The sequence below is a fragment of the Flagellimonas sp. HMM57 genome, from assembly GCF_021390175.1.
Taxonomy (GTDB): Bacteria; Bacteroidota; Bacteroidia; order Flavobacteriales; family Flavobacteriaceae; genus Flagellimonas.
The window spans coordinates 2298362-2324653 of the sequence record NZ_CP090004.1 but is presented as its reverse complement, the minus strand read 5'-3'; the positions used below and the strand labels follow the sequence as shown (position 1 = coordinate 2324653).

Sequence of the window (26292 nt, the reverse complement as noted above, 5' to 3'; positions counted from 1 at the left end):
CTATGAAAGCCAAATTATCCATAGTAAAAATAGGGGGTAACATCATTAATGATGACCAAGAGTTATCTAATCTCTTGGAGCTATTCTCAAAAATTAATAGGAACAAAATCTTGGTTCACGGAGGAGGTAAAAAAGCCACGGAGATTGGAGAAAAACTTGGGGTCGTAGCTAAAATGGTCAACGGAAGAAGAATAACCAATGCCGAGAGTTTGGACGTTGCCATCATGGTTTATGGCGGGTTATTAAACAAAAAAATTGTAGCAGAACTTCAAGCCCAGGATTGCAATGCTATTGGGATGAGCGGTGCCGATGGAAATGCCATCACTGCAAAGAAAAGACCTGTGGGCGTTATTGATTTTGGGCTCGTTGGTGATGTGGAAAAAGCAAATTCCGATACTGTTTCGATGCTTTTAAAGGCTGACCTTACCCCTACTTTTTGCGCATTGACCCATAATGGTAAAGGACAACTTCTAAACACTAATGCAGATACTATTGCAGCGGAACTGGCGATAGCCATGTCTTCTGAATTTGAAACCACATTATATTATTGTTTTGAGAAAAAAGGAGTACTGCAAAACATTGATGACGAAAATTCCGTAATTCAACATATCGATTCCAAGAAATATAAGTCCCTTTTAGCAGAAGGAATCATTGCGGAAGGAATGCTTCCAAAAATGCACAACTGTTTCCACGCATTGCAACAAAATGTAAAACAAGTTTGTATAGGAAACAGTGATATGCTTCAAGAAGAAAATTCAAATTTTACAACGCTGACCTTATGAAAGTACATCAAACGGAACTAACCCAAAAAGCAATCCAACTTCTGAAAGAGCTGATTGCCATTCGTTCATTTTCTGAAGAAGAGGATGAAACAGCAGATGTCATTCAAAAATGGTTGGCCAACTTCGGAATTAAAACGGAGCGACAGTTCAACAACGTGTATGCCTTCAACAAATACTTTGACGAAAACAAACCCACACTGCTTTTAAATTCCCATCACGACACCGTTAAACCCAATAGTGCCTATACCAAGGACCCCTTTGACCCACACATTGAAGATGGAAAACTATTTGGCTTGGGAAGCAATGATGCAGGAGGTTGTTTGGTCTCGCTTTTAGCCACTTTTACGCATTTTTATAATCATGAAGATCTAAGTCACAATATAATTATTGCAGCTACTGCAGAAGAAGAAAATGCTGGGGAACGAAGCTTAAGAGGCCTATTGCCCATGCTTCCAGAAATAGATGTAGCCGTTGTTGGAGAGCCTACCCTAATGAATCTGGCCATAGCTGAAAAGGGATTGGTCGTTTTTGATGCTGTTGTGGAAGGAACACCATCACATGCGGCGCATCCAAATGATAACAATTCCATTTACAACACTATCGAGGTTCTTGAGTGGTTCAAAAAATATACATTCGATAAAACTTCCGATGCCTTGGGCGAAGTAAAAATGACCGTGACGCAAATCAATGCCGGAAGTCAGCACAATGTGGTACCCGCACAGGTCGATTTGGTAATCGATGTTCGGGTAAATGACCGTTATTCCAACGAGGAAATAGCGGAGATGCTTCAAAATGAAGCGCCTTGTAAAATTACCCCGCGTTCGTTACGATTGAATTCCTCGGCAATTGACCCAGACCATGATTTGGTACAAAGCGGACTTGCACTTGGTAGAAAAACCTATGGCTCACCCACACTTTCAGATCAAGCGGCCTTAAGTTGCCAATCTGTTAAACTGGGACCTGGTGATAGCACACGTTCGCATTCCGCAGATGAGTTTATTTATCTAGATGAAATCGAGAAAGGCATAGATGTGTATATCAAGATTTTGAAAGGGTTTTTAAGCAATTAAAAGTTTAGGAATGTCGGGAGAAACAAATCTGTCCAAACTTTTATCCAATATGGAACCTGTCCTTCACAAGAATAGGTATGTGTTCGTAACCGTACCCCATTCTTATGAGATAGATTTTTCTATTGTTCATGGAACTTTCAAGGAAGATGAAGGAGTAACCCTTGTTTTAAAAAAAGAGCATGCTGACCGTTCAAATCTAACTTATGATTTTGTAGCTTCCTGCATCACGCTAACCGTTCATTCCGCTCTTCACGCCATTGGGCTTACTTCAGCAATTTCAACAGCACTGGCAAATGATAAAATTAGTTGTAATGTAATTGCTGCTTACTATCATGACCATATCTTCGTAGAAGAAAAAGATGCAGAAAAGGCCATAAAGGTTCTGCTTAAATTAACTAACGCTTATAATCTGAAGAAATGAAACTCTGGGACAAAGGATTCAGTACAGACCAAAAAATAGACCATTTTACGGTAGGCAATGATAGGGAATTGGATTTGCTACTGGCAAAGTATGACGTAATCGCCTCTAAGGCACACGCAAAAATGTTAGGTGAAGTAGCTTTGATCAACAAAGACGAATCAGAAGATTTGGTCAGGGAATTGGATGGTATCGCAAAAACCATTGAGGAGGGCACTTTTACCATAGAGGACACTTTTGAGGATATGCATTCCAAAATTGAGTTCCTGCTCATCGAAAAACTTGGGGATACCGGTAAAAAAATCCATACCGCCAGATCGCGAAACGACCAAGTTTTGGTAGCCATGCAACTCTATCTAAAAAATGAGTTAGCAGAAATAAAGTTAGGGGTGAAAAACCTTTTTGAGCTTTTGTTAGGTTTAGCTGATAAGCATAAAGCTATCTTACTTCCAGGGTATACACACTTACAAATTGCCATGCCCTCTTCTTTTGGGCTGTGGTTTTCAGCGTATGCCGAAAGCCTAATTGATGACTTATTTTTTGTTGATGCTGCTTATAAAATAGCCGACCAGAATCCGCTGGGGAGCGCTGCGGGCTATGGCAGTTCTTTTCCTGTGGACAGAACAAGTACCACTAAAGAAATGAGGTTTGCAACCATGAAATACAATGTAGTTGCTGCCCAAATGGGTCGTGGAAAAGTGGAAAAAGCGACAGGATTCGGTATTTCAAGTATCGCTTCAACACTTTCCAAACTGGCTATGGACATCTGTCTGTATATGAGCCAAAATTTTGATTTCATTTCATTTCCGGATGAACTGACTACGGGAAGCAGTATTATGCCGCACAAAAAGAATCCAGATGTTTTTGAACTGATCCGGGCCAAATGCAATAAGATCCAGGCAGTGCCCAATCAACTTGTTCTTATTACGAATAACCTGCCAAGTGGTTATCACAGAGACCTTCAATTGGTCAAAGAGGTTATAGTGCCCGCTATTCAAGATATTAAGGCATGTTTGGAGTTGATGCACTTTAGTCTAAAAGAAGTCAAGGTCAATGACAAAATTCTCGATGACCCAAAATACAATTACCTCTTTAGCGTGGATACCTTGAACGAGTTGGTCAAAAATGGAATGCCCTTTAGGGATGCCTATAAAAAAATGGGCGCTGAAATTGAGGCCGGAACTTTTCAACCCAAAAAAGACATACACCATACCCATGAGGGAAGTTTAGGGAATTTGTGTTTAGAGGAGATTCAGGCCAAAATGGAAAAAGTGTTTAGTCTATAAATCCTATTTCATTTTTAATGTTTGAGTTATAAGTTATCGATTAAAAAAACATCTCCATGATATTGTGCTTGGTTGGTATTTGAAGTTTTCCGAACTTCACTTACTCGTGCCGAAGTAGTTTCAGTATCAGTCGATATAATTTATTGAAACGATATTTTATATTATTCGTTACCATACATTAGAAAGAATTGAATGGAAAATTATGTTTTCAAGTCTGAAAGACTAGGATTTAGAAATTGGACTGAAATTGACAAATCTAAAATGGGAATGATTAACTCTAATGCCAAAGTGATGGAACATTTCCCAGCCATTCAATCACAAAAACAGACAGATGAATTCATTGACAGAATGAAAATTCAATTTTCTAAAAATAAATTCTGCTATTTTGCTGTTGATAAACTCGATAATAATGAATTCATTGGCTTTATAGGAATTGCCGAACAGACTTTTGAGTCTGATTTTACACCCTGCGTAGATATCGGATGGAGATTAGCCCAAACTGAATGGGGAAAAGGTTTTGCGACAGAAGGTGCGAAGAGATGTATTGAATTCGCCTTTAACGAAATTGGTTTAAATAATATTAAGTCAATCTGCCCAGACACAAATCATAAATCAGAAAAAGTGATGAAAAAAATCGGAATGAAAAAAACCAGAAATTTTAATCATCCCTTACTTTCTGAATTTAAAGAATTGGAAAAATGCGTACTATATGAAATTGAAAAGTAACGTGTGGCAATAATGGACAACCGCAATTATGACTGATTCGACTACCTTTCAGCGGTTTAAGAAATTTATGCTCGGATGAAATGTGTAAAATGATTCTTTCCTTCACGGTAAACAGCTATTCAAAAAAACAAAACTTTTCAACTTTCAGGAAACCAATCAAAACAGACATCCTTATTCTTCATTTTCCTTATCTCATAATTTTTAGTAACCGAATGTGAATAGCTTTTAATAAAGTATCTTCGGGTCAGGTTTGCGTCTGTATAAAATTTTAAAATGAGAAGTACGTCTTTAATGCCATTTCAGCTGCTGTATATTCTAATTTTTACATTTCCTTTTTTCACAATAGCACAGGATACGTACCAAAGAAATTCGTCCGCCGATGTTCAAGGGTATATTTTCAATCTTACGTTAAATGATGAGAACGATAGCATTATTGGAGAAGCAGCGTTTACTGTAGATTTTAAAAATGAAGTCAACGAATTTAGCATAGACCTTATTAAAAAAGCAAGTCGCTATGGCATGGAGCTGAAGGGCGTTCTCGAAGGTGATGTTCCCACAAAGTATACGTTCAAAAACAATAAAATTACGATTACACCTACGCCTTCGGAATCCAAGACAAGAACGTTCAAAGTAAAGTATCAGGGAATTCCAGAGCGGGGTCTGGTCATAGACACCACAAAATTTGGACAACGTTCCTTTTTTGGTGACAACTGGCCAAATCTAGCCCGGCATTGGCTGCCTTGTGTTGACCATCCATCCGATAAGGCATCCATTGAGTTCAGGATTACGGCACCCGACCATTATGATGTAGTGGCCACGGGAGAAAAAATAGAAGAAAGCAATTTGGGCAATGGCTACAAATTAACAACCTACAAAGAACCTGCACCAGTTGCTATGAAGGTAGTGACCATTGGTGTTACCAAATTTGCAAGCAAAATACTTGGCGAGGTAGATGATATTCCCATATCTGCCTGGGTATACCCAGAAAATCGTCTGGACGGGTTTTCAGATTATGGTGTAACTACAAATGTCATAAAATATTTTATAAACAACATAGGCCCATATTCCTACGCCAAGTTGGCCAATATGCAAGCCAAGACCCAGTGGGGCGGATTGGAAAATGCGGGCACCATTGCCTATTTTGAAAATTCGGTCACTGGAAAGAACGAAGTTGAAGGACTGATTGCCCATGAAATTGCGCATCAATGGTTCGGGAATTCAGCCACTGAAAATGATTGGAACCATGTATGGCTTAGCGAGGGCTTTGCCACCTATTTTGCCATTCTTTATCAGGAAAGTGTGTATGGGGATACCAAAAGGAAGGAAGAACTTGCTCTTGACAGGAAGCAAATTATAGATTACTATCAAGAGAATCCATCACCTATCGTAGACCTCAGTATTAAAGACCCCATGAAGGTATTAAGCACCAATACGTACCAAAAAGCAGGTTGGGTGCTCAACATGCTTCGCTATAAATTGGGTGACGAAGTATTTTGGAAAGGCATACGGGCCTATTACAAAACATATAGAAATTCCAATGTCATGACTTCCGATTTTAGAAAATCCATGGAAGATGCATCTGGTGTAAAGCTCGAAGAATTCTTCCAACAATGGATTTTTACTAAAGGTTATCCTTCGATTGAATGGGATTGGTCCTATACAAACGGTAAAGTTTTAGTGCATCTTGAGCAAACCCAAAACCATCATGTTTTTGACTTTCCGCTGGAAATCGAAATCATGGAAAAGAGGAAGTCCTTCATTTCAACAGTTCAAGTAAGCGATAAAAAGTCTTCCTTTGAAATTGCTGTTGATTCTCGTCCCACTGCAATTCATCTAGACCCATATCTTAAACTTTTATTTGAGGAAAAGTAACTCTTAAGGAAATTATATTGAAGGTATTGTGTCGAGTCATCGTGGTGAAAGGGGGTGCACTTTGTGAGATAATTTTCAATATAGAGCGATTGACCGTTGTTGCTCTTTATAGGCCTCAAGATGTTCCATGGCTTCAAGTTCTTCGAGCGTACCTCTTTTTTCCACCCAATGCTTAAGCGTATCGGTCCCATTAAGTATATCGATGGGTTCCAAGTGATGAATGTATTCATAAGGAGGTTCCAACCATTTAAAATCAGCTTCCATATGATAAAAAAGTTCCCGCATTAATAATTGTCCCGTTCTCCAAGGTTGAAACGTTTCCCTATCCGTAACATGGATTTGAAAACCCCCACAGACCTTATCCTTAAATTTATGGAAGGTCGGCAGAAAAAGTATCGGTCTAATGGCAAAACCTTTCAGTCCAAAACCTTTTATTGTTTTTTCTAGATGATTTGAAAAGAGCAAAAAGGGTTCAATTTTAGGATGCCCCACAATCTCCAACGGTTGGGTGGTACCTCGTCCTTCGCTTAAATAGGTACCTTCGAACATCACCGTTGATGGGAAAACAAGACAACTTTCGGCGCGGGCGATATTTGGTGAGGGCAACGCCCATGGCAGTCCGGTATCCGTAAAATACATCTCTCTTTCCCAAGCTTTCATGTGTATCACCCTAACGTTCGCCGCCGCTCTGGCCCATAATTTCTGATGAAGCAATCCAAGTTCCCCAATGGTGAGTCCATGTCTTACCGGCATAGGGTGTCTACCTATGAAAGAGGCAAATTCAGTATCCAAAATATTACCTTCCAATGTATTGCCATTAATGGGATTGGGACGATCTAAAATAATGACTTCGATATCCTTGGTTGCACACTTTTCCAACAACAATGTCAAGGTGTAGACATAGGTATACATGCGACAACCAATATCTTGAAGATCTACAAAAAAATGATCTATTCCCTCCAACATTTCATCGGTTGGCACCCGGGTTTCGGAGTAGAGGGAGTAAATGGGAATATTAAAATACGGATGAATGGAATGGTCCGTCTCGATCATATTATCTTGAGCATCCGTAGAAAAACCGTGCTGCGGACCAAAAAGTTTTTTAAACCGATGTCCAAAAATAGATTTGAAAACGTAAGAAGCATGATGGCACGAACTGTCTATGGAAGCATTATGGCAAAGCAAGGCCACGTTGCCCATAAACTGTTTTTGCAGGTTGATATCCTTTGCAAGAACTTCAAGACCGACCGCTACTTTTGCCATTGTAATGTGTTTAAAGGGTAAGGTACGTTATTTAGTCAATAATCCTAAGCATCAATCCAAAAGGCATATTTATCAATTCAGCGCTGTTTTACATTAAAAAATTTCCCGAACTTCACTTGCCTATGTTGAACTTATTTCAATATAGTTAGTAGAACGAATTTATATACTTAAAGTAATATCGCATTCTCAGTAGAACTGAACTATATCTTTAATTTGCAATGAATCATTATTTAACTGAGAAAAATCTATATCAGGCATTCAGGTCAGCCCTTGAAGAAAGTGCTCAAATAAATACTGAAAGTTGGACTTATATAAAACCGTTCTTGAACCTTAGACACTTTAAAAAAGGTGAATTTATTATCAAGGAGGGCGAGGTTGAAAACTATCTTTCAGCTGTCGCTTCAGGTTGTGTCCGACATTTTATAATGAAAGGAGATGATGAAGTAAGCTTTGAATTTGCGTTTGAAAACGAATTGAGCAATTCTTATGCTTCTTTTCTTTCGAGGCAACCATCCCGTATTTTCATAGAAGCTATTGAGGCCGTTAGTTTAGTAAGTCTACATTATGACAATTTACAAGAACTCTACAAGGGCTCAGCCATCGGGGAACGTATTGGAAGGTTAACAACCGAAGGCTACTATATGTGGAGGGAACAGCGTGAGCTCATGCTTCTAACACTCACTCCAGAAGAACTTTATCTTGACCTACTATCTCAATATCCTGAATATATAAACCGTATTCCACAAAAGTACCTTGCTACCTATCTACAAGTAAAGCCAGAATCATTGAGCAGAATAAAACGAAGAATCCATACGAATAGGAAACGAACTTAACCCAAGTTATTTTTTCAATTAACTCCGCCAAATACCTTTGCGATATAAAACGAGGGGGTATGAAATGTCATTTAAAAAAATTATTGGTTTTGATACTCATAGCCATAGGTAGAGAGATGATTGCGCAAGAGAATGCTGATGGATTTCAAAAACACAGTAATTTGTATATTAGCTTCGGAGCTGGTTCTTCAATGCTAGGTCAATTTCCTTCTGACATTTACTTTTCGGGAAGTACGAACTTACAATTGGGAACTATGTACGAAAGAGCACTTCACAAGCGATTTTCATTAGTTGTTGGATTGGAGCTTGAACAGGTTTCATACAATTTTGATGGCGACCTTGAATTATCATCTACTTTAAATATCGTTCAAGCAGGTCTTGACAAAAAATATACGGGCATTAGACAATGTAATATTGCTATTCCAATACAGGGACGATTTTACTTTCTAGATAACAATTACGCTGATTCGAAGAACATGTTCGTTCAAAGTGGAATTAGGTTTATTCAATCTTTGGATTTTATTGGCCCTGAAAGTTTAGGAACAACTTATTATTATCGAAGTAACGGGGAGGACGAAATAGTTTCACTGGCTGATTTCACGAATCAGACTGCTGTACAGTTGGAACTAATGATAGGGTTCAAAGGTCAGTTTTTTAAACGATTTGATTTACTCAATGCGTCTACCCTTGGATTTATGTATCAACCCATATCCTTATTTAAAGATGGCTCATCTGAGATTTACCCAACACATTTCACGTGGCGTTTTTTATTCTGACTTTAAAAAACAAGTAACGCCATACAACAATATGTATAAAAAATAGGGCTAATAGTAGTAAGATTAGGGTTTTTGGCTTATATCAAACTTTGTGCTCAACCGAAAGTTTAGTACTTTGAAATTGCCTACTTTTCATATACCAAACGATAAGTGCCATTAAAATAAATCCTTTTTCCCATTAAAAAATTCTGGAAACACTGAAATAAGTCTGCCTAATTCAGGTTAAAAATCATTCATCAATCCAAAAAGGTATATTTATCGATTCAGTGCTGTTTTACATTAAAAATTTCCCGAACTTCACTTATCGTTGGATATAAATTATTAAAACAAATTCTTATCCTTAAAAGTTTTATCTCATAAACAATTATTTGATGAAGCATCATATTTTATATGTTGTAGCACTTGTCTCTGTAATTACTAATAACGGATACGCACAAAAACAAATGAAGGGTGATTCTATTCCAAAAAGTAGTTATAGTGAATATGGGGTAAATATTTATTTCAAAGGTTCCATTGAAATTATCAAGAATGATTTTGAAGAAGCCAAAGGCTATTTTTATAAGGCTTATGAAATAATACGTTTTAATAAAAATCGAAGAATAATAGCATCCCATTCGCAACATCTTATTTCAGAAAATATGCCTCCGATAGATAGTGGGTATTTTGAACCAATTCAAATGTTAGGAGATGAAGTTTTAGATATCGAAAATGATTCTAGACCCTTGGTTAATAAAAGTAAAGATTCCTCGAATGTAAAGATCTATGCATCCCTTTCAAATTTTTTCTCTTATCATTTCCATCTCTCTTCATTATACATTCTTCCAAAAGACTCAAAAAGAAAATTGTTGGAGGAGATAGAACTTTACATAAATAGACATCCACCATACAAATTGGTTGGAGGAATTGAAGAAGTAGAAATAGGGAATAAAAAAGCACTTAAATTTCTTGTTAAAAATGGAAAAACAAGACTTAATCATTATATTATCTTCGGAAAAGGATATAACTATTTGTTCGTATCATCACCTTATGGAGAAGATGAAGTTATTCAGGATGTAATTAATGAAATGATCTTAGACAGACGAAATACAACAAAAAATAAACGGCATTGAAACGGTCGTTTATACCAACTGTTTTAGAACATAAAATAAATCGCATCATGAAAAAAACATCATTCATATTAATATGCTGTTTTGCCTTTAGTATTGTAGCAGCACAATCGAAATCGAAATCAGAAAATTTTCAATCCGATCCTAAACTTGTACTTGGAGAAGTTTTTAGAGGTGCTAATGAACAAGATTATTCAAATCTTAATAAGCTATGTCCCCCGAATAAAACAAATGATGGAGACACCCAAAAATATATCTGTGATATTGCTTCTTCTTCGGAACAGACGATAAATGAATTTATAAGTTATTTTAAAAATGCACGAGTTTCAGGAAAGGTTACATACTTTTTATCCTCAGATGGAACTGAAATGGCGAAAGTCCCGTTCTGGTTTAACCACCCTAGTGGTGAAAGTCGAAGCAACGAAACCATGAATATGGTTAAAGTAGAAGGCAAATGGTACTTATCAAGTTTTTAATTTAAATACGTTCTGTACTTGGATTAAAAAACTCCTTAAATCCACCTTCTGTTACAAAAGAATCATTAATTAGTCATAATTGAAATAGCCCAACAAAATCAAGAACCATTTGGAAAATCAAGGGAGACTTATGATATTGAAAACCAAATAACCAATCGACCATCATAAATGAAAGCTGTTCTCTACCAAAAATATGGTCCTCCCAGTGTTCTTAAAGTAACAGCGATTGAGAAACCTATACCAAAAGACCATGAAATTCTTATCAAGATTCACGCAGCCACAGTTACTTCTGGGGATGTAAGGCTTCGCAGTTCAGATTTCCCTACTTTGTTTTGGCTACCAGCGAGATTGATTTTTGGACTCTTTAAACCCAAAAAGAAGATTCTTGGCCATGAATTGTCCGGAGTAGTTGAAGAAAAAGGAAAAGATGTGACCCGTTTTAACATTGGTGATGAAGTCTTCGGCACCACTACAATGCTCGATACCGGTTCTTACGCTGAATATATTTGCTTGCCAGAGCAATGGAAACATGGTGTTGTCGATGTAAAACCTACAAACCTCAGTTTTAAAGAGGCAGCTACTTTGCCCATTGGAGGCATGACCGCGCTATTTTTATTGGAAAAAGCAAAAATCTCCAAAGGTAAGAGCATATTGGTCTATGGTGCTTCTGGAAGTGTAGGCAGCTATGCCGTTCAAATCGCAAAAAGCTTTAGCTCCTCCGTTACCGGAGTGTGCAGTACTTCAAACATTGATATGGTGAAATCCCTTGGAGCTGACAAAACGGTTGATTATACGCAAGAAGATTATGCTTTACTTGAAGAAACGTTTGATATTGTTTTTGACGCTGTTGGAAAGACGACCAAGTCGAAAGCCAAGAAGGTTTTAAATAGCAATGGTGTCTTTGTTTCCGTTAAAATGCTGACAAAGGAAAAGAGTGAGGACCTCCTAAAATTAAAGGCGCTGGCAGAGGAAGGAAAAATAAAGCCCTTTATTGACAAAAGTTATCCACTTGAGGACATTGTAAGTGCCCATACCTATGTTGACAGAGGTCGTAAAAAAGGGAATGTTGTTATTGAAATAAAAGTGTAATACAAATTACTTTGAGAAAGATGGCCCGCAATCAAAAATTATTGAGTACTTTGTAACTGCTTAAACACTTTTTAAAAGTTTATGTCCATAACAGCCGTAATTTCATATTCGGATATTGTAAAATAGATAGTCATGTTCTTCATTGGCTATCATCTTAACTTCGGATAAGCATCCGAAGCATTACTACTTATTTACATTTTCAAATAAAACATCACATTGATTGTGCCTACTCTATTATTTGGGTTAGATAACATCTAAGAAGTGAACTTCAAAATGTTCCGGATAAACCCTTTGCTCACAATGTAAAGGAGAATTAGACACAATCTTTTAAAACATACAGAATATGAAATTAGAAGATTTTGGATATAACAAAAAAATCGAAAAACTAAGAATTGATACTAACCTCAAAGACTTTGAAGTTGGGAGAATTGTTGTACAACATAAAGAAAAGTACATTGTTAAAACAGAACGGGGCGACCTTGATGCAGAGATTACTGGCAACCTAAGATATTCGGCCAACGGTCCTGAAGATTTTCCTGCTGTGGGGGATTGGGTCGCTTTAGTAATTTATGATGCTTACATTTCAATAATCCATAATATAATACCTAGGATTTCTGTCATATCCAGACAGGCTATTGGTAAGCATGGTGATATACAAGTCATTGCTGCCAATGTTGACTTCGCGTTTATCGTTCAAGCTATTGATAGGGACTTCAGCATAAATCGCATTGAACGATATTTGACGATATGCAATTCATCTGAAATCAAGCCTATTATCATTCTCAACAAAATTGATTTGATATCTGATATTGAATTACAACAGCTAGTTACCACCGTTCAAAAACGGATAAAACACATCCCCCTGGTTTGTTTGAGCAATACCTCCAAAAAAGGATTGAAAAAATTAGAGGCGTATTTATTCAAAGGCAAGACATACTGTTTTTTAGGTTCATCAGGAGTTGGCAAATCCTCTATGATCAATAATTTAATTGGTAACAATGTAATGGCAACCAGAGAAATAAATGAGCGTATACATAGAGGAAAACATACCACCACACATAGAGAGTTACTCGTTACCAAAAAAGGGATTTTTATTGATAATCCCGGTATGCGGGAAATAGGTATTACAAGTTCCACAGATGGAATAACCGATTCCTACAATGAAATTTTTAGCTTGGCCAAACAGTGTAAGTTTTCGAATTGTAAACATATCGATGAAATTGGATGCGCTGTGTTAGAGGCGCTTAGTTCGAAGAAGCTCGATGCATCATTATATCAGAATTATTTAAAAATGGAAAAAGAGAAGGAGCACTTTGAATTAACCGTTTCTGAAAAACGAAAAAAAGATAAAAAATTTGGAAAAATGATTAAAAACATCAAAAAAAGAAATAAGTACTGAGTACATTATCTTGAAGAAAGCAGCGGTTCAAGTCTGTTCTTGAACCGCTCTATTTTTTATATAAACTGGAATCTATAATGACATTTACTTAATCATCTTCAAATTAATGACCTCCTGCTCCGTTAAGTTGCGCCAATGGCCTCTTGGCAGGTCTTTTTTGGTCAACCCAGCAAAAATAACCCGGTCAAGTTTGGTAACATGGTAATCCAAATGTTCAAAAATTCGTCGAACAATACGGTTACGCCCGCTATGGATTTCAATGCCCACTTCTTTTTTTGGCGCTCCCTGTATATAACTAACATCATCGACCTGTACCTTACCATCCTCTAATTCTAAGCCCTCTTCTATTTTTCGCAAATCGGCCAAAGTAAGATTTTTGTCCAAGTGCACATGGTAGATTTTCCGAACGCCATGTGTTGGGTGCGTTAGTTTTTTGGTAAGATCACCGTCGTTGGTGAACAATAAAAGTCCTGTAGTGTTCCTGTCCAACCGCCCTACGGGCAAAAGCCTGGATTTTGAAGCACTGGAAACAAGTTCCATCACCGTACGCCTGCCCTTTTCATCATTGGTGGTGGTAATGAAGTTTTTGGGTTTGTTCAGTAGTATGTATTCTTTCTTTTCCGGGTTCAATTTTCTACCGTCAAAGCGCACATCGTCCGTTAGCTGAACTTTATAGCCCATTTCCGTAATCACCTTTCCATTTACGGATACATTGCCCGCTGCGATATAGGTATCCGCTTCCCTTCGGGAACAAATACCCGCATTGGCTACATACCTATTCAAACGCATCTCGTTGGGATTGGTGTTTTTTGGTGGGGCAGCTTTCTTTTTAGCTGGATTATAACTTTTGGAATATTGTTTTCGCCTATCTCCGCCAGTAGTTCTATTGGAAGGTTTCCCTTTTCGGTTGTAGTCTGATTTCGCCATCAGTCATTAAATTTTTGCAAAGGTACATATTGCAAATCAGCGGACAACGCTTTCCTTAAAATACCGTAACCATATTTCTTAAGTAACCGTTACCTTTGATATGCGCCTATAGTTAATCAAAATGAAAAAAATCATCCCTCTGCTGTTGCTTAGTACCCTTTCGCTAGTCGAATCTTTTGCCCAAAAAAAGGTATTGGACCATTCTGATATCAATCTTTGGAATACCGTGGAAGATGAGGCCATTTCACCAGATGGCTCCTATGTACTATACGATTTGGAAAAGGGTGAAAAAGATAATTTTTTGAAGATACAGGATTCCAAAGGCGATTTTCTTTTGGAATATGACCGTGGCAAAGAGGGTCATTTTACCTATGATTCACAATATGCACTCTTTACAATAAAACCATGGAAAGACAGCGTGGTTGCCCTAAAAAAACGAAAAGTAAAAAAAGAAAAACTTCCGAAGGATTCATTGGGAATTTTTAACCTAAAGACGAAAAACCTTGTAAAAATAGGAAACATAAAAACGTACAAGCTGCCGGAAAAATGGTCTGGTTTTGTGGCCTACCTACTGGAAGACATCAAAAAAGAGGATACGAAAAAAGAGGAGGAAAAAGATTCCGTATCACCTATCGAAAAGAAAAAGGATAAACCCAAAAAGGTGAACAAAAAGAATGGGTATCATTTGGTGCTTAGGAACCTTTCGACCAATACACAGGATACCATAAAGTTTGTGACCGATTATACTTTTGCCAAAACCGGTAAATGGTTTGCCTACACAACAACAGGCGAAACAAAAGATGCGAATGCTGGGGTCTTTGTCATTAATGTGGAAACAATGCAGACCACTATGCTCCACGAAGCAAAAAAAGGAAAATATTTTCAGCTCAACTTCAGCGAATCTGGCAAGAATCTCGGTTTTATTGCAGACACGGATACCACAAAAATCCAGTTGCGCCCAAACGAACTTTTTCTTTGGCAAGAAGGCAAGGCTACTGCCGAAAAAATTGTGGACAATACCAGCGCGCCTGCTAATTATGTAGTTTCCAAACACGGAAAAATACATTTCTCCAGAGACGAATCCAAGTTGTTTTTTGGCCTTGCCAAGCCCCCCATTGAAAAGGATACTTCCTTATTAAAAGAAGAAATTGTCAATGTTGAAGTTTGGACGTACGACGAACCCAAATTATATACCGTTCAAGAACTACAACTTAAGAATGATACAATACAATCATTTACGACTGCAGTACTCCTAAAGGACAAGCAGCTTATTACCTTAGCGGACAGAACCTATATAGATGCCCAACTAGGAGATAATGGCAATGCTCCTTATGCTTTGGCACGTAACGCTACACCTTATGAACTGCCAAGCCAATGGACGGCGAGACGTTATTACGATTACAAGGTTATCAATACCATTACAGGAGAAACACAATCGGAAGTAAAAAAAATGCCCCGTATGCGGCTTAGCCCCAAAGCAAAGTACGGTTATGGATATAGTAGGATAGACAGTACATGGTTCACCTATAATTTACAATCGGGCAACTATAGGCCCCTTACCAAGGATGCTGTGTTCTACAATGAAGAAAACGATTACCCCAATTACCCCAATTCCTATGGCGTTGCAGGTTGGACCAAGAATGATACGGCGTTATTGATCTATGACCGCTATGATATTTGGAAAATCAATCCAGAGACTGGCAATCGGACTAAATTGACCAAGGGCAGGGAAACCAAAACGGTATATCGTTATCTGCATTTGGATGAGGAAGAGCCTGCTATCGATTTTGACCAAAAACTCTTATTGAGCACCTTCAATGAGGTGTCCAAAGATGGGGGTTATGCTAAATACAATCCAAAGTCAAACACTGTAAAACAACTTGTTTCCGGACCGTACAGTTACGCAACACCAACAAAAGCACCTCTTACCGATAAGCTGATTTTCACCAGACAGTCCTTTAAAGAATTTCCCGATCTACGTCTTACCGATTTGAACTTCAAAAAAGACATCAAGCTCAGTAATGCCAACCCACAACAGAAAGAGTACAACTGGGGCACTATAGCGTTGGTAAACTGGATTTCATTGGATGGTAAAAAACTTACAGGCTTGCTTGTGAAGCCCGAAAATTTTGACCCCAACAAGAAATACCCCCTTTTGGTGAATTTTTATGAAAGGAATTCAGATCGGCTTCATAGACACCGTCATCCCAGGGCCGAACGGTCTTCATTAAATTATAGTTTTTACGCCAGTCGGGGTTACGTCATCTTTAACCCAGATGTGCATTACCGTATTGGTTATCCTGGGGAAAGTGCTTATAACTGTGTGATTCCCGGTGTTACTTCCTTGATTGAAAAAGGTTTTATAGACCCTAACAATATTGGTGTTCAAGGGCATAGCTGGGGAGGTTATCAGATTGCCCATTTGGTCACAAAGACAGATATTTTTAAAGCTGCGGAAGCTGGGGCACCCGTACCCAATATGATCAGTGCCTATGGTGGAATACGTTGGTGGACAGGTCTGAGCCGTCAATTTCAATACGAGCATACGCAAAGTAGAATTGGGGGTACGCCATGGGAATACCCCACCCGATATATTGAAAACTCCCCTATCTTCAATATTGATAAAATAAACACGCCTTTATTGGTCATGCACAATGACGCCGACGGTCATGTTCCTTGGTACCAGGGCATTGAACTCTTTGTAAGTCTACGCAGATTGGGCAAACCATCATGGTTATTAAATTATAACGGGGAGCCGCACTGGCCCTTAAAGCTTCAAAATCGCAAAGATTTTAATATTCGGTTGGCGCAGTTTTTTGACCATTTCTTAAAAGGCGAACCCAAACCAGCGTGGATGCAGCGCGGTGTTCCTCCCATGGAGAAAGGCTTCAGGCAAGGATATGAGCTTTTGGATGGGACTGGTGAAGATTAAAGCTCAACAGTGGACTACCATTCTTTGTTTAAACTTTTTGCCACATCGAATCTGGAGCAATATCCTATAGATATCAAAATTTTGTTATTATCAGTTCGGGCCTTTCGACCGTGTTCAATATGAAACGTTGGCCCTTAAATTCAGGCTTTTACTTCAATCCATCAATTGATATGGTACAATCATTAGTTTAAACCAAATTTTTACATATAAATTCTCGAAATTTATTTGTTAAATAGTGAACAATCATAAAACGATTTTTTCGTTTGATGAGAACCATAAGAACCTTTACGTACGGCATGAAGTTTCCATTTTTAAAAAAACGAAAGTTCTGGTGGCGGTTTGTTGCTGCTGCCATTTTATTTCCTACACTACTTCTGGGAATTTTGTTGCTCTATATCCACTATGCCCAAAACGATATCCTCCAAGATAAAATAGCGGAGCTAAATCAACAACATAAGGGCCTAATTACGATGGACGATTCCAAGTTATCGCTTTTCGGGAACTTCCCCTATATTTCCCTAAAATTATACGATTTAAGGATATATGAGACCAAGGCGAACAATGCGCCCAAAATCATCAATGTTGACAATCTTTATATTGGTCTTAACCTGTGGGACATCGTTAAGGGAAACTACGAAATACAATCGCTGTTTCTAAAGGAAGGAAACCTTGATATTGTTCTTCATGAAAACGGAACCAATAATCTTCAAAATGCACTTAAAACTACCACTGAAACAGAAGAAGGCGAGCCAATAAATCTACACCTCAAAAATATCAAGTTAAAAAATCTCAACATCCGTAAGTTGAATGAAGCTACAAATACGGACATCGAAACTGTTATTTACTCGGGCAATGGCGGATTTAAACTAGGCAAAGATTTTATTGCCGGCCATATCGATACCGAATTCCAATTAAACATATTCCAGGATAGCAAAAAGACCTATATCCATCACAAACATTTTGAGCTACATACCGATGTGACTTTTAATGAAAAGACAGGAATGCTTGAGATAAAGCCATCTGGTATTACCATGGAACACGGCAACTTTGACCTCCAAGGAACCCTTGATACGAAAAATGATATGCAGATTGACCTTACTGTCAAAGGGGACAAGCCCAATTTCGATATGTTCATCGCTTTTGCCCCTGAAGACCTTATACCTGTTTTGGAACGCTACGAAAATGAGGGGGAAATCTATTTTAACGGTATAGTTAAAGGGCCACTTAATGATGGAAAGATGCCGTTCATTGAAGCCACATTCGGAGCAAGTGAAGCTTTTTTGGAAAACATGGAAGAAAGAAAGCGCATCAACGAAATGGGATTTAAGGGTTATTTCACCAATGGTGAAGATCGTAGCATGAAGACGATGGAATTTTCCCTTACCGACATGAACGCCAAGTTGGAGTCCGGTAATTTTTCTGGTGCTTTGGTTGTGAAAAACTTTGAAGAACCAGAAGTGGATATGCAGGTGGACGCCGATTTCAATTTAGCATTCATGACCAAGTTTCTGAACATTACCGATATTGAAAATGTCTCAGGAAATGTGTTTCTAAAAATGCGATTTCACGACATTATCGATCTAGATCAACCGGAAAAAGCCATCAGCGACCTCAACCAGGCTTACTTTAGCGAATTAAAGGTGACTAATCTTCAGATTTCTTCGGCAAATTTACCTGCACCCCTAAAAAACCTTGATATGCACCTAATAATGAACGGGAAAGATGCGGTACTTGAACAATTTGATATGCAGGTCGGGAATTCAGATTTGTCCATGACAGGAAACCTATCGGACCTACCTGCTATCGTCCACCATTCAGACACCCCTGTAGAAGTACACCTTGATATTAAATCAGATGTTCTTGATATTGCCGAATTGACAGGATTTTCAGAGATAGATAAAAAAGGCATCAATGAAAAAATAGAAGACCTAAGTGCAGGGTTTTCTTTTAAAGCTTCGGCCCAAGACTTTACGGAATCCCAATTTTTGCCCAAAGGAGAATTCTTTATTGACAGTCTAAACGCACGACTTAAATACTATCCCCATACATTGCACGACTTCCATGCGGATTTCCTTATAGATGACAAAGACCTTAAGGTTGTGGATTTTACGGGTTACGTAGATGATTCCGACTTCCATTTTAACGGAATGGCACATGATTACGGATTTTGGCTAAAGGATGCACTCAACGGAGATGTGAAATTGGATGTTACATTAACTTCCGACTTACTTAGACTGGAAGATGTTTTTTCTTATAAAGGCGAAAACTACGTGCCTAAAGAATATAGGCACGAAACATTCGAAAAATTGACATTGCACGTGAATTCCAGTATGCACTACATAGATTCCATGTTGCATTCCATTGATGTGGACCTTGATAAACTAGATACCAAAATGCAACTACATCCTATGCGATTCCACGACTTTAAAGGTCGAATCCATTATGAGGACGAGCAGCTCGTAATCGAAAAGTTCCATGGCGAAATTGGCAGAACAATTTTTGACGTGAACTTGAACTATTATCTAGGGGAAGAACAAAACGCCAAAAAGCGAGAAAACTATCTAGCCCTAAATGCAAACTACATTGATTACGATCAACTTTTCAACTTTGACACACAACCTCCAGCTCCTCATAAAACTACCAATACAAAAACTGCAGATGTCAAAAAGCATGCGGAAGCTTTCAATATTTACGAACTCCCTTTTACAGACATGCAGTTTGATATCAATATTGATCATTTTATACGCAATCGTATTGATCTAAAGAATATAAATGCAAGTATACGCACCACACAAAATCATTTTGTCTATGTAAATACGCTTAGCATGGATGCAGCGGGAGGAAGTCTTAACCTATCTGGGTATTTTAATGGTAGTGACCCAGACCATATCTATCTGAATCCCAATCTTACCCTTAACAATGTTGATCTGGACAAAATCCTATTCAAGTTTGAAAATTTTGGTCAGGACCATTTGGTCTCGGAGAACTTGCATGGTAAGGTTTCTTCTCAAATCAACGGAAAAATTAGGATGTATCCTGATCTTGTTCCAGATTTAGATCAATCGGAAATACAGATGGATGTTCAAGTACTCAGTGGTCGTTTAGTGAACTACAAACCCATGTCCATGTTATCGGATTATATGGGCGATAAAAACCTTAAAAACATTCGCTTTGATACCCTTCAAAACCATTTGGACGTAAACCAAGGGCGCATCAACATACCGAACATGACCATCGAATCGACCTTGGGACACCTAGAAATATCGGGAACTCAAGATTTGGAAAACAATATAGCCTATAACATCAAAATACCTTGGAAGACCGTTAAACAAGCTGCCGTCTACAAGCTGTTCGGAAATAAGAAGAAAAAAGATTCCATTGCCGCGAACGACAAAATCATAGAGGTCGACCCAAACAGGAAAGTCAAATACCTCAACCTAAAGTTACACGGAAACATAGATGACTATAAAATCTCGTTGGGTAAGGGCAACGATAAATAAGCTGTTATTTAGTACTGATGATTTTGTCAATTGATATGACGGATTCATCAATTTGAGGTCAGGTTTGTAATCCTAAAAAGCTAACTTCACTTATCGTAGGATATGATTTATTAAAACAAATTCATGTCCCTTTTATTGGGCGTAAGTTGAAACAATACATTGCAGATTGACAGAATATCCGAAAGACATAAAATTCAAATACAGTTGGAGAAAATACCAACAGCGAGTGCTTGACGAATTGCAAGATCATCTATCTGACCAACATCTTCATGTAATTGCACCACCTGGTTCAGGTAAAACAGTATTGGGACTTGAAGTTGCAATTCGACTTAATAGACCAACTTTAATTCTTGCTCCTACAATAGCCATACGAAACCAATGGATACAAAGGTTTTGTGAACTTTTCCTTCAAACCAACTTGACACCTAATTGGATTTCGAGAGATATTCGCAACCCAGAATTCATGACAGTTGTAACATATCAAGGGCTTCATGCAGCCTGTAATAATTGGAGCATTGAAGAAGAAGAAATTGAAGAAGAAGAAACAGAAGAAAATGGAAATGGCAAATCCACCAACTCAGAACTTGATACTATTGTACGTGGACTAAAATCTCAAAACATCAAAACTATTGTTGTAGACGAAGCTCACCATTTAAAAAGTGAATGGTGGCGAACGCTTATAAAAGTCAAAGAAAAATTAGCCCCAGTAATTGTTGGCTTAACAGCTACTCCTCCCTATGATGTAACAGTGACAGAATGGCAACGCTACGTTAATTTAAATGGACCTGTTGATACTGAAATTTCAGTTCCCGAATTAGTGATCGAGGGGATTTATGCCCTCATCAAGATTATGTTCATTTTACCTTACCAACAGAGAAAGAAAATCAAAAAATTATTGAGTTCAGACAGAACATTGAAAAGCTTTTTCAGGAAATAAAGAAAGATAAAACCATCATCAAGGCAATTGAGCAACATCCCATTTGGCAAAATCCAACGGAGCAATTAGATTGGATCTATAATAATCTCTCCTATTATTCAGCTTGCTTAATATTTCTTAATGCCAACGAAAAAGAAATTCCTGAAATACATCTTGAAGTCATTGGCGACAAGAAGTTTAAAATTCCCAAACTTGATTATAAATGGATCGAAACGCTTTTAGATTTCTATCTCTATAAAGAAAAGGAGTATTTCAAAGTTTTCGAAGAACATCAAAAAACACTGGAAAATCGATTAAGAAGATATGGAGCAATTGAAAGGCGGCAAATTAATTTTTCGCACAATAATAGAATAACAGGGTTTTTGACTTCTAGTATCAGTAAACTAAACGGCATCAAAAATATCGTTGATTTTGAATACAAACAATTAAGAAAAGATCTACGATTAGTAATTCTTTCAGACTTTATTCGCAAAGAATTTTTCATCAATGCGCCTGAAAACAATCTTGAACTGAACAAAATTGGTATCATTCCGATCTTTGAAAAATTAAGGCGGGAAAACAAGGATAATATAAGAATTGCTGTCCTCACAGGTTCTATCATTATTATTCCACTTAGAGCTTATGCGACATTTGAGACAAAAGCAGCGAAATACGGAATTACCCAAATCAATTCAAGTCCAGTTCCTTTTGATAGTAATTACATTTTAATCAGCCAAACAAAGCAACTCAAACACAACATTGTTCATATAGTAACCCAAATATTTCAGCTTGGAGAAATTGAAGTATTAATTGGAACGAAATCTCTATTGGGCGAAGGTTGGGACGCACCTGCAATCAACTCATTGATCTTGGCAAGTTTTGTAGGTTCATTTGTGCTTTCCAACCAAATGCGTGGCAGAGCTATAAGAACACAAAACGGGAATGACAATAAAACAGGAAACATTTGGCATTTGGTCTGTATTGATCCAACCTCGCCAGCGGGCGGAGACGATTTTGATTTATTAAAAAGGCGATTTAGAAGTTTTGTGGGCATTTCATTCAAAGAAGAGCCCGGAATAGAAAATGGAATTGGACGCCTAAACTTGTCAGTAAACATTTATCAAAAAGAAGAAGCGGAGAAAAAGAACGTTGAAATGTTCTCCTATGCAGGCGACAGAGAAAGTTTAAAACAAAAATGGAAAAAGGCACTTGAAACAGGCGTTACACTTGTTGAAGAGATTAGAATTCCATTTCCAGAGGAAGAAGATTACAAAGCTGTTAAGTCAATGTACTTGAATAAAACAATTGGCAACCTCCTTGCGACTTTAGGTTCGGGTTTAGTTGCTTTTGGTTTAGAAAATTTACAAGGGCTTGGCAAGGTAGCAAGAAACATAAAGTCTATGCAAGATCTGTATGTATTCCTTGCCGTTTTTGGAGCAGTTGGAATGGCAATTTTTGGCAGACTTACATTTAAGACATTAAGATTGTATTTTAAATACCGGGATATTTCAAAAGACATTCAACAAATTGGAGATGCACTCTTAAATTCCTTAATTAAAGTAGGAGTCATAAAGACAGATTATTCAAAATTAAAGGTAGTAACCTCGGTGGACAATTGGGGAGCTATTTTCTGTCACTTAGAAGGTGGAACAACCTTCGAGAAATCAACGTTTATAAGTGCATTACAAGAAGTAATTGTCCCTATTGACAATCCAAGATATGTAATCATCAGAAAGAACAAGTTTATATTGTTCATAAAACAAAAAGACTATCATTCTGTTCCTGAAATACTTGGACGAAATAAGAATTTAGCGGAATATTTCAAAAACCAATGGGAACGACTTGTTGGTTCTTGCGACCTGATTTTTACACGAACAATTGACGGTAGAAAAATACTTTTAAAGTCAAGAGTAAAATCATTGGCAGCACAGTTTGATACAGAAGTGGAACATGTAAATAAGTGGAAGTAAAAAACCTACGTCCAACATCTTAGAACTTCCAAACCATACTATAAGGGAGCTGTTATTCACCTTCAAACTCCACCGTGGATTGCCGTTCCCTGTTCACCATTAATTTGGTAACATCGGGTCTTGAGTAATGACCTACAGGATCAAAATTCTGTCGTTCCTCATAGACCCTATTAAAATCCAAAGTTTCATAAATCAGTCCTTCTTTATCTATAACAGGCTCTACCTGCCATTCCCCATCGGGGCCGGCAATTGCAGAACCTCCGTTTGCCAAAACTTTGGGAGCTTTTTTCAAGATTTTCTCCAAATGCGGGGTTGTTTTTGGAAAATCGGATATCGTCATCAGTGATGATACCGAGATTACAAAACTTCTGGATTCTCGGGCTATAAATCGGGTAATGTCTTTCGTATTGTGCAATCCACCGGGCCAAACGGCAACATGTAAATTTTCGCCCTGGCCATAGAGTGCTGCACGTGGAAGCGGCATCCAGTTCTCCCAACAGTTCAATCCCCCAACGGTAAACTGTTTTAAAGGATGTACTTTGAGCCCGTTACCATCCCCTGGCGCCCAGGTCAAACGCTCGTCATAGGTAGGTTGCAATTTGCGATGCACCGATTTTATTTCCCCTTTTTGATTGATGTAGACCAGCGAACAGTAAAGGCTATGCCCTCCCCTGTCCTTGGCACGTTCCATCATTCCCAGATACACTGCAATATTTTTCTCATTGGCAATTTTACAGATTGTATCCAGCTCTCCAGCTTCAATCTGGATTGAATTTCTGACGTAATGCGCATGTAACTCCTTGTTTACTTTCAAGTCCCAAGCGGCACCTTCGGTATGGGCCAACCAGAAAGGATATCCGGGCAAAAAAGCTTCGCCAAAAACTATCAGTTCCGCTCCATTTTTTGCAGCATCTTCAATTGAGATTTCTATTTTTTCAAGCGTAGCCAGTTTGTCCAACCAAACTGGGGCAATCTGGGCCATTGCCACTTTTAAAAGATTTTCCATTATAGAATTCGATTTAAGACCAAATCAACATCGATCAATAAAATACTGAAAACACCGGCCACAATAATAAACTTTAAAATATTGTGCAGCCAAACATAGTGTTTTTTACCATTGGCCTTCCATAACAGAATGATAAAAAGACCCAAAAGAAGAATACAGGCAAAAAAGAACAGGTACATATAACCAACATCAAAAGTATTGATCAGTAAAAGCGAAGGAATAAGCGTCATCACAATCAACGATCCAATCATTAGCTTAGAAATCCTCACTCCATATATGATTGGAATGGTTTTATAGTTTTGTGCCATATCGCCAGCCATATTTTCCAAATCTTTGATCATTTCCCGAGCCAAAATCAATAGAAAGAGGAAAAGGGCATGTACAAAAATTACGGTCTGAAAATTTGCATAGTAGACGAAAACGACAAAAAAGGGAGCTATGGCCAATGAGGCCGAAACCAAATTGCCAATAAATGGAATACGCTTTAATTTATGCGAATACAACCAGATTCCAAAAATATAGGCCGAGAAGAAAAATACCGCTCTAAATGATATATAACTGGCAGCCACAGCAGCCAAAAAATTGAGGATGAAATAGGTTGTCAATTTAAATCGTTGGCTTACCAACCTGTCCAGCATACTCTTTGTTGGCTTATTGATCAAATCTTTCTCGGCATCGTAGAAGTTATTGATGATATAACCGCCCGCTATTGCCAATGCCGATGCTGTCACGATCAAAAAAAGATTAATGTCGAACACTACCTGCCTAAGAGGCAAATCTGGGGACAAAATATAGATGGAAGCTAAATATTGTGCCAGGGTAATCATTAGAATGTTATATCCCCGAACCACGGAAAACAAACTCAATAGCTTAAACAGCAGGAGTTTATTTTTTCTAGTAAGCATGTGATACGATTAGAAGTTGTACACCACTTCTAGGTTATGACCTTGCAATGTTTTTTTGGCTTTTTCCAAATCTTGTGTAAAGCCAAGAATGTAACCACCACCACCTGAACCGCAAAGCTTCAAATAATAATCATTGGTCTCAATACCTTTTTGCCAAAGTTGGTGGAACTTAGCTGGAATCATAGGCTTGAAATTGTCAAAAACTACGTTGGAAAGCTCTTTCAAGTTACCAAAAAGGGATTTTACATTTCCATTTAAAAAATCCTCTACGCAAGCATCCGTGTGCTTTATGAATTGGTTTTTAAGCATGCTACGAAACCCTTCCTGCTTCATTTTTTCCATGAAAATCTGAACCATTGGCGCGGTTTCACCAGTAATGCCACTGTCCAATAAGAAAACTGCGCCTTTGCCCTCCTTGTTTTGGGATGGAATACTTGCAGATTCTATATTGTCTTTAGAGTTAATAAGAATGGGTAAGCTCAAGTAACTGTTCAGCGGGTCTAGACCAGAAGACTTACCGTGGAAAAAGGATTCCATTTTCCCAAAAATCGCTTTAAGCCGCAAAAGTTTTTCTCGGGTCAGGTTTTCGAGAACGGTTATTTTATCGGTTGCATATTTATCGTAAATAGCCGCAACTAACGCCCCACTACTGCCAATGCCGTAACCTTGGGGAATGGAACTGTCAAAATACATTCCATGGTCAACATCTGCCTGAAGTGTTTCCAAATCAAAAGAGACCAAGTCTTTCTCTTCTTGTTCCAATTTTCTCAAATATCCAACATACTCTTTTAAACTTTCATTTGACTTTTTTGCAGAAGCAGAAGTGTTATCATCGGTCTTTAAAGCTCCCTTAAAAAAATTATAGGGAATAGAGAGTCCTTTGGAGTCTTTAATAATTCCGTATTCTCCGAAGAGTAAAATTTTAGAGTAAAATAACGGACCTTTCATGTTAGATTTATTGGTGAAATTCCATTTTGTTTAACAAATTTCAAAATAAAGATAAACAAAATTGATGTTCAAAATTCAAAACTTTCGATTAA

General features: G+C 37.9%; 21 protein-coding genes. 16 read left to right on the top strand and 5 right to left on the bottom strand.

Translation table 11 applies throughout. The features are described from left to right. Positions 1 to 2 precede the first annotated feature (2 nt). The 6 genes from argB to LV716_RS10255 all read left to right on the top strand — a co-directional run bounded on the left by argB (position 3) and on the right by LV716_RS10255 (position 6154). Positions 3 to 782, top strand: a complete 780-nt coding sequence (argB, locus tag LV716_RS10280) for an acetylglutamate kinase (protein ID WP_163417650.1) — start codon at positions 3 to 5, stop codon at positions 780 to 782. Next, the gene (locus LV716_RS10275) at positions 779 to 1852 is read left to right on the top strand and encodes a M20 family metallo-hydrolase (protein ID WP_163417649.1); all 1074 of its coding nucleotides are present in this window, start codon (positions 779 to 781) and stop codon (positions 1850 to 1852) included. The genes argB and LV716_RS10275 overlap by 4 nt, the downstream gene beginning before the upstream one ends. Positions 1853 to 1862: 10 nt before the next feature. After that, entirely contained in the window at positions 1863 to 2273 is a 411-nt protein-coding gene (locus LV716_RS10270) for an ACT domain-containing protein (RefSeq protein ID WP_163417648.1), read from the top strand. Further along, positions 2270 to 3556: an argininosuccinate lyase gene (argH, locus tag LV716_RS10265; protein ID WP_163417647.1), complete on the top strand. Its 1287-nt coding sequence runs from the start codon at positions 2270 to 2272 to the stop codon at positions 3554 to 3556. The genes LV716_RS10270 and argH overlap by 4 nt, the downstream gene beginning before the upstream one ends. Before the next feature lie 192 nt (positions 3557 to 3748). Next, on the top strand, positions 3749 to 4282 hold the full coding sequence (locus tag LV716_RS10260; RefSeq protein ID WP_163417646.1) for a GNAT family N-acetyltransferase: 534 nt from the start codon (positions 3749 to 3751) through the stop codon (positions 4280 to 4282). A gap of 273 nt (positions 4283 to 4555) precedes the next feature. Beyond that, on the top strand, positions 4556 to 6154 hold the full coding sequence (locus LV716_RS10255; protein WP_233759106.1) for a M1 family metallopeptidase: 1599 nt from the start codon (positions 4556 to 4558) through the stop codon (positions 6152 to 6154). A 75-nt stretch (positions 6155 to 6229) separates the two neighbouring features. Here LV716_RS10255 and LV716_RS10250 read toward each other — a convergent pair whose 3' ends face one another. After that, on the bottom strand, positions 6230 to 7417 hold the full coding sequence (locus tag LV716_RS10250; protein WP_163417645.1) for a DUF1343 domain-containing protein: 1188 nt from the start codon (positions 7415 to 7417) through the stop codon (positions 6230 to 6232). Between the two features lie 218 nt (positions 7418 to 7635). Here LV716_RS10250 and LV716_RS10245 point away from each other — a divergent pair, with 218 nt between their 5' ends. The 6 genes from LV716_RS10245 (at position 7636) to rsgA (ending at position 13096) form a co-directional block, all read left to right on the top strand. Continuing rightward, on the top strand, positions 7636 to 8250 hold the full coding sequence (locus tag LV716_RS10245) for a Crp/Fnr family transcriptional regulator (protein ID WP_163417644.1): 615 nt from the start codon (positions 7636 to 7638) through the stop codon (positions 8248 to 8250). A gap of 59 nt (positions 8251 to 8309) precedes the next feature. Beyond that, positions 8310 to 9026 carry a hypothetical protein gene (locus LV716_RS10240; protein ID WP_163417643.1) on the top strand — a complete coding sequence of 239 codons (717 nt, stop codon included), beginning with the start codon at positions 8310 to 8312 and terminating at the stop codon, positions 9024 to 9026. A 371-nt stretch (positions 9027 to 9397) separates the two neighbouring features. Further along, positions 9398 to 10135: a hypothetical protein gene (locus tag LV716_RS10235; protein WP_163417642.1), complete on the top strand. Its 738-nt coding sequence runs from the start codon at positions 9398 to 9400 to the stop codon at positions 10133 to 10135. Between the two features lie 47 nt (positions 10136 to 10182). After that, on the top strand, positions 10183 to 10608 hold the full coding sequence (locus tag LV716_RS10230) for a hypothetical protein (protein WP_163417641.1): 426 nt from the start codon (positions 10183 to 10185) through the stop codon (positions 10606 to 10608). 168 nt (positions 10609 to 10776) lie between these two features. Then, positions 10777 to 11697, top strand: a complete 921-nt coding sequence (locus LV716_RS10225; RefSeq protein ID WP_163417640.1) for an NAD(P)-dependent alcohol dehydrogenase — start codon at positions 10777 to 10779, stop codon at positions 11695 to 11697. A gap of 343 nt (positions 11698 to 12040) precedes the next feature. Next, complete coding sequence (gene rsgA / locus LV716_RS10220; RefSeq protein WP_163417639.1) at positions 12041 to 13096, top strand: ribosome small subunit-dependent GTPase A; 1056 nt, start codon at positions 12041 to 12043, stop codon at positions 13094 to 13096. An 84-nt stretch (positions 13097 to 13180) separates the two neighbouring features. On the opposite strand, the gene LV716_RS10215 is transcribed toward rsgA, so the two are convergent. Then, positions 13181 to 14023 (bottom strand): pseudouridine synthase, encoded by an 843-nt coding sequence (locus tag LV716_RS10215; RefSeq protein WP_163417638.1) that lies wholly within the window; start codon positions 14021 to 14023, stop codon positions 13181 to 13183. A gap of 121 nt (positions 14024 to 14144) precedes the next feature. On the opposite strand from LV716_RS10215, the gene LV716_RS10210 reads away from it, so the two are divergent. From LV716_RS10210 to LV716_RS10195, 4 genes are all read left to right on the top strand, one after another. Continuing rightward, positions 14145 to 16955, top strand: a complete 2811-nt coding sequence (locus tag LV716_RS10210) for a S9 family peptidase (RefSeq protein ID WP_163417637.1) — start codon at positions 14145 to 14147, stop codon at positions 16953 to 16955. Between the two features lie 266 nt (positions 16956 to 17221). Further along, positions 17222 to 20455 (top strand): AsmA-like C-terminal region-containing protein, encoded by a 3234-nt coding sequence (locus LV716_RS10205; RefSeq protein WP_233759105.1) that lies wholly within the window; start codon positions 17222 to 17224, stop codon positions 20453 to 20455. A 166-nt stretch (positions 20456 to 20621) separates the two neighbouring features. Then, positions 20622 to 21392 carry a DEAD/DEAH box helicase gene (locus LV716_RS10200; RefSeq protein ID WP_233759104.1) on the top strand — a complete coding sequence of 257 codons (771 nt, stop codon included), beginning with the start codon at positions 20622 to 20624 and terminating at the stop codon, positions 21390 to 21392. A gap of 362 nt (positions 21393 to 21754) precedes the next feature. Continuing rightward, the gene (locus LV716_RS10195; RefSeq protein ID WP_233759103.1) at positions 21755 to 23341 is read left to right on the top strand and encodes a hypothetical protein; all 1587 of its coding nucleotides are present in this window, start codon (positions 21755 to 21757) and stop codon (positions 23339 to 23341) included. A gap of 52 nt (positions 23342 to 23393) precedes the next feature. On the opposite strand, the gene LV716_RS10190 is transcribed toward LV716_RS10195, so the two are convergent. Genes LV716_RS10190 through LV716_RS10180 form a run of 3 tightly spaced genes read right to left on the bottom strand, consistent with a single transcriptional unit; the run spans position 23394 to position 26200 of the window. Then, positions 23394 to 24347, bottom strand: coding sequence for a carbon-nitrogen hydrolase family protein (locus tag LV716_RS10190; protein WP_163417635.1), 954 nt, complete (start codon positions 24345 to 24347; stop codon positions 23394 to 23396). Beyond that, positions 24347 to 25252, bottom strand: coding sequence for a geranylgeranylglycerol-phosphate geranylgeranyltransferase (locus tag LV716_RS10185; protein WP_163417634.1), 906 nt, complete (start codon positions 25250 to 25252; stop codon positions 24347 to 24349). Before LV716_RS10185 ends, LV716_RS10190 begins: the two co-directional genes overlap by 1 nt. A gap of 9 nt (positions 25253 to 25261) precedes the next feature. Then, a complete protein-coding gene (locus tag LV716_RS10180; RefSeq protein WP_163417633.1) occupies positions 25262 to 26200 on the bottom strand; it encodes a mevalonate kinase in 939 nt (312 codons plus the stop codon). Between the last annotated feature and the right edge of the window lie 92 nt (positions 26201 to 26292).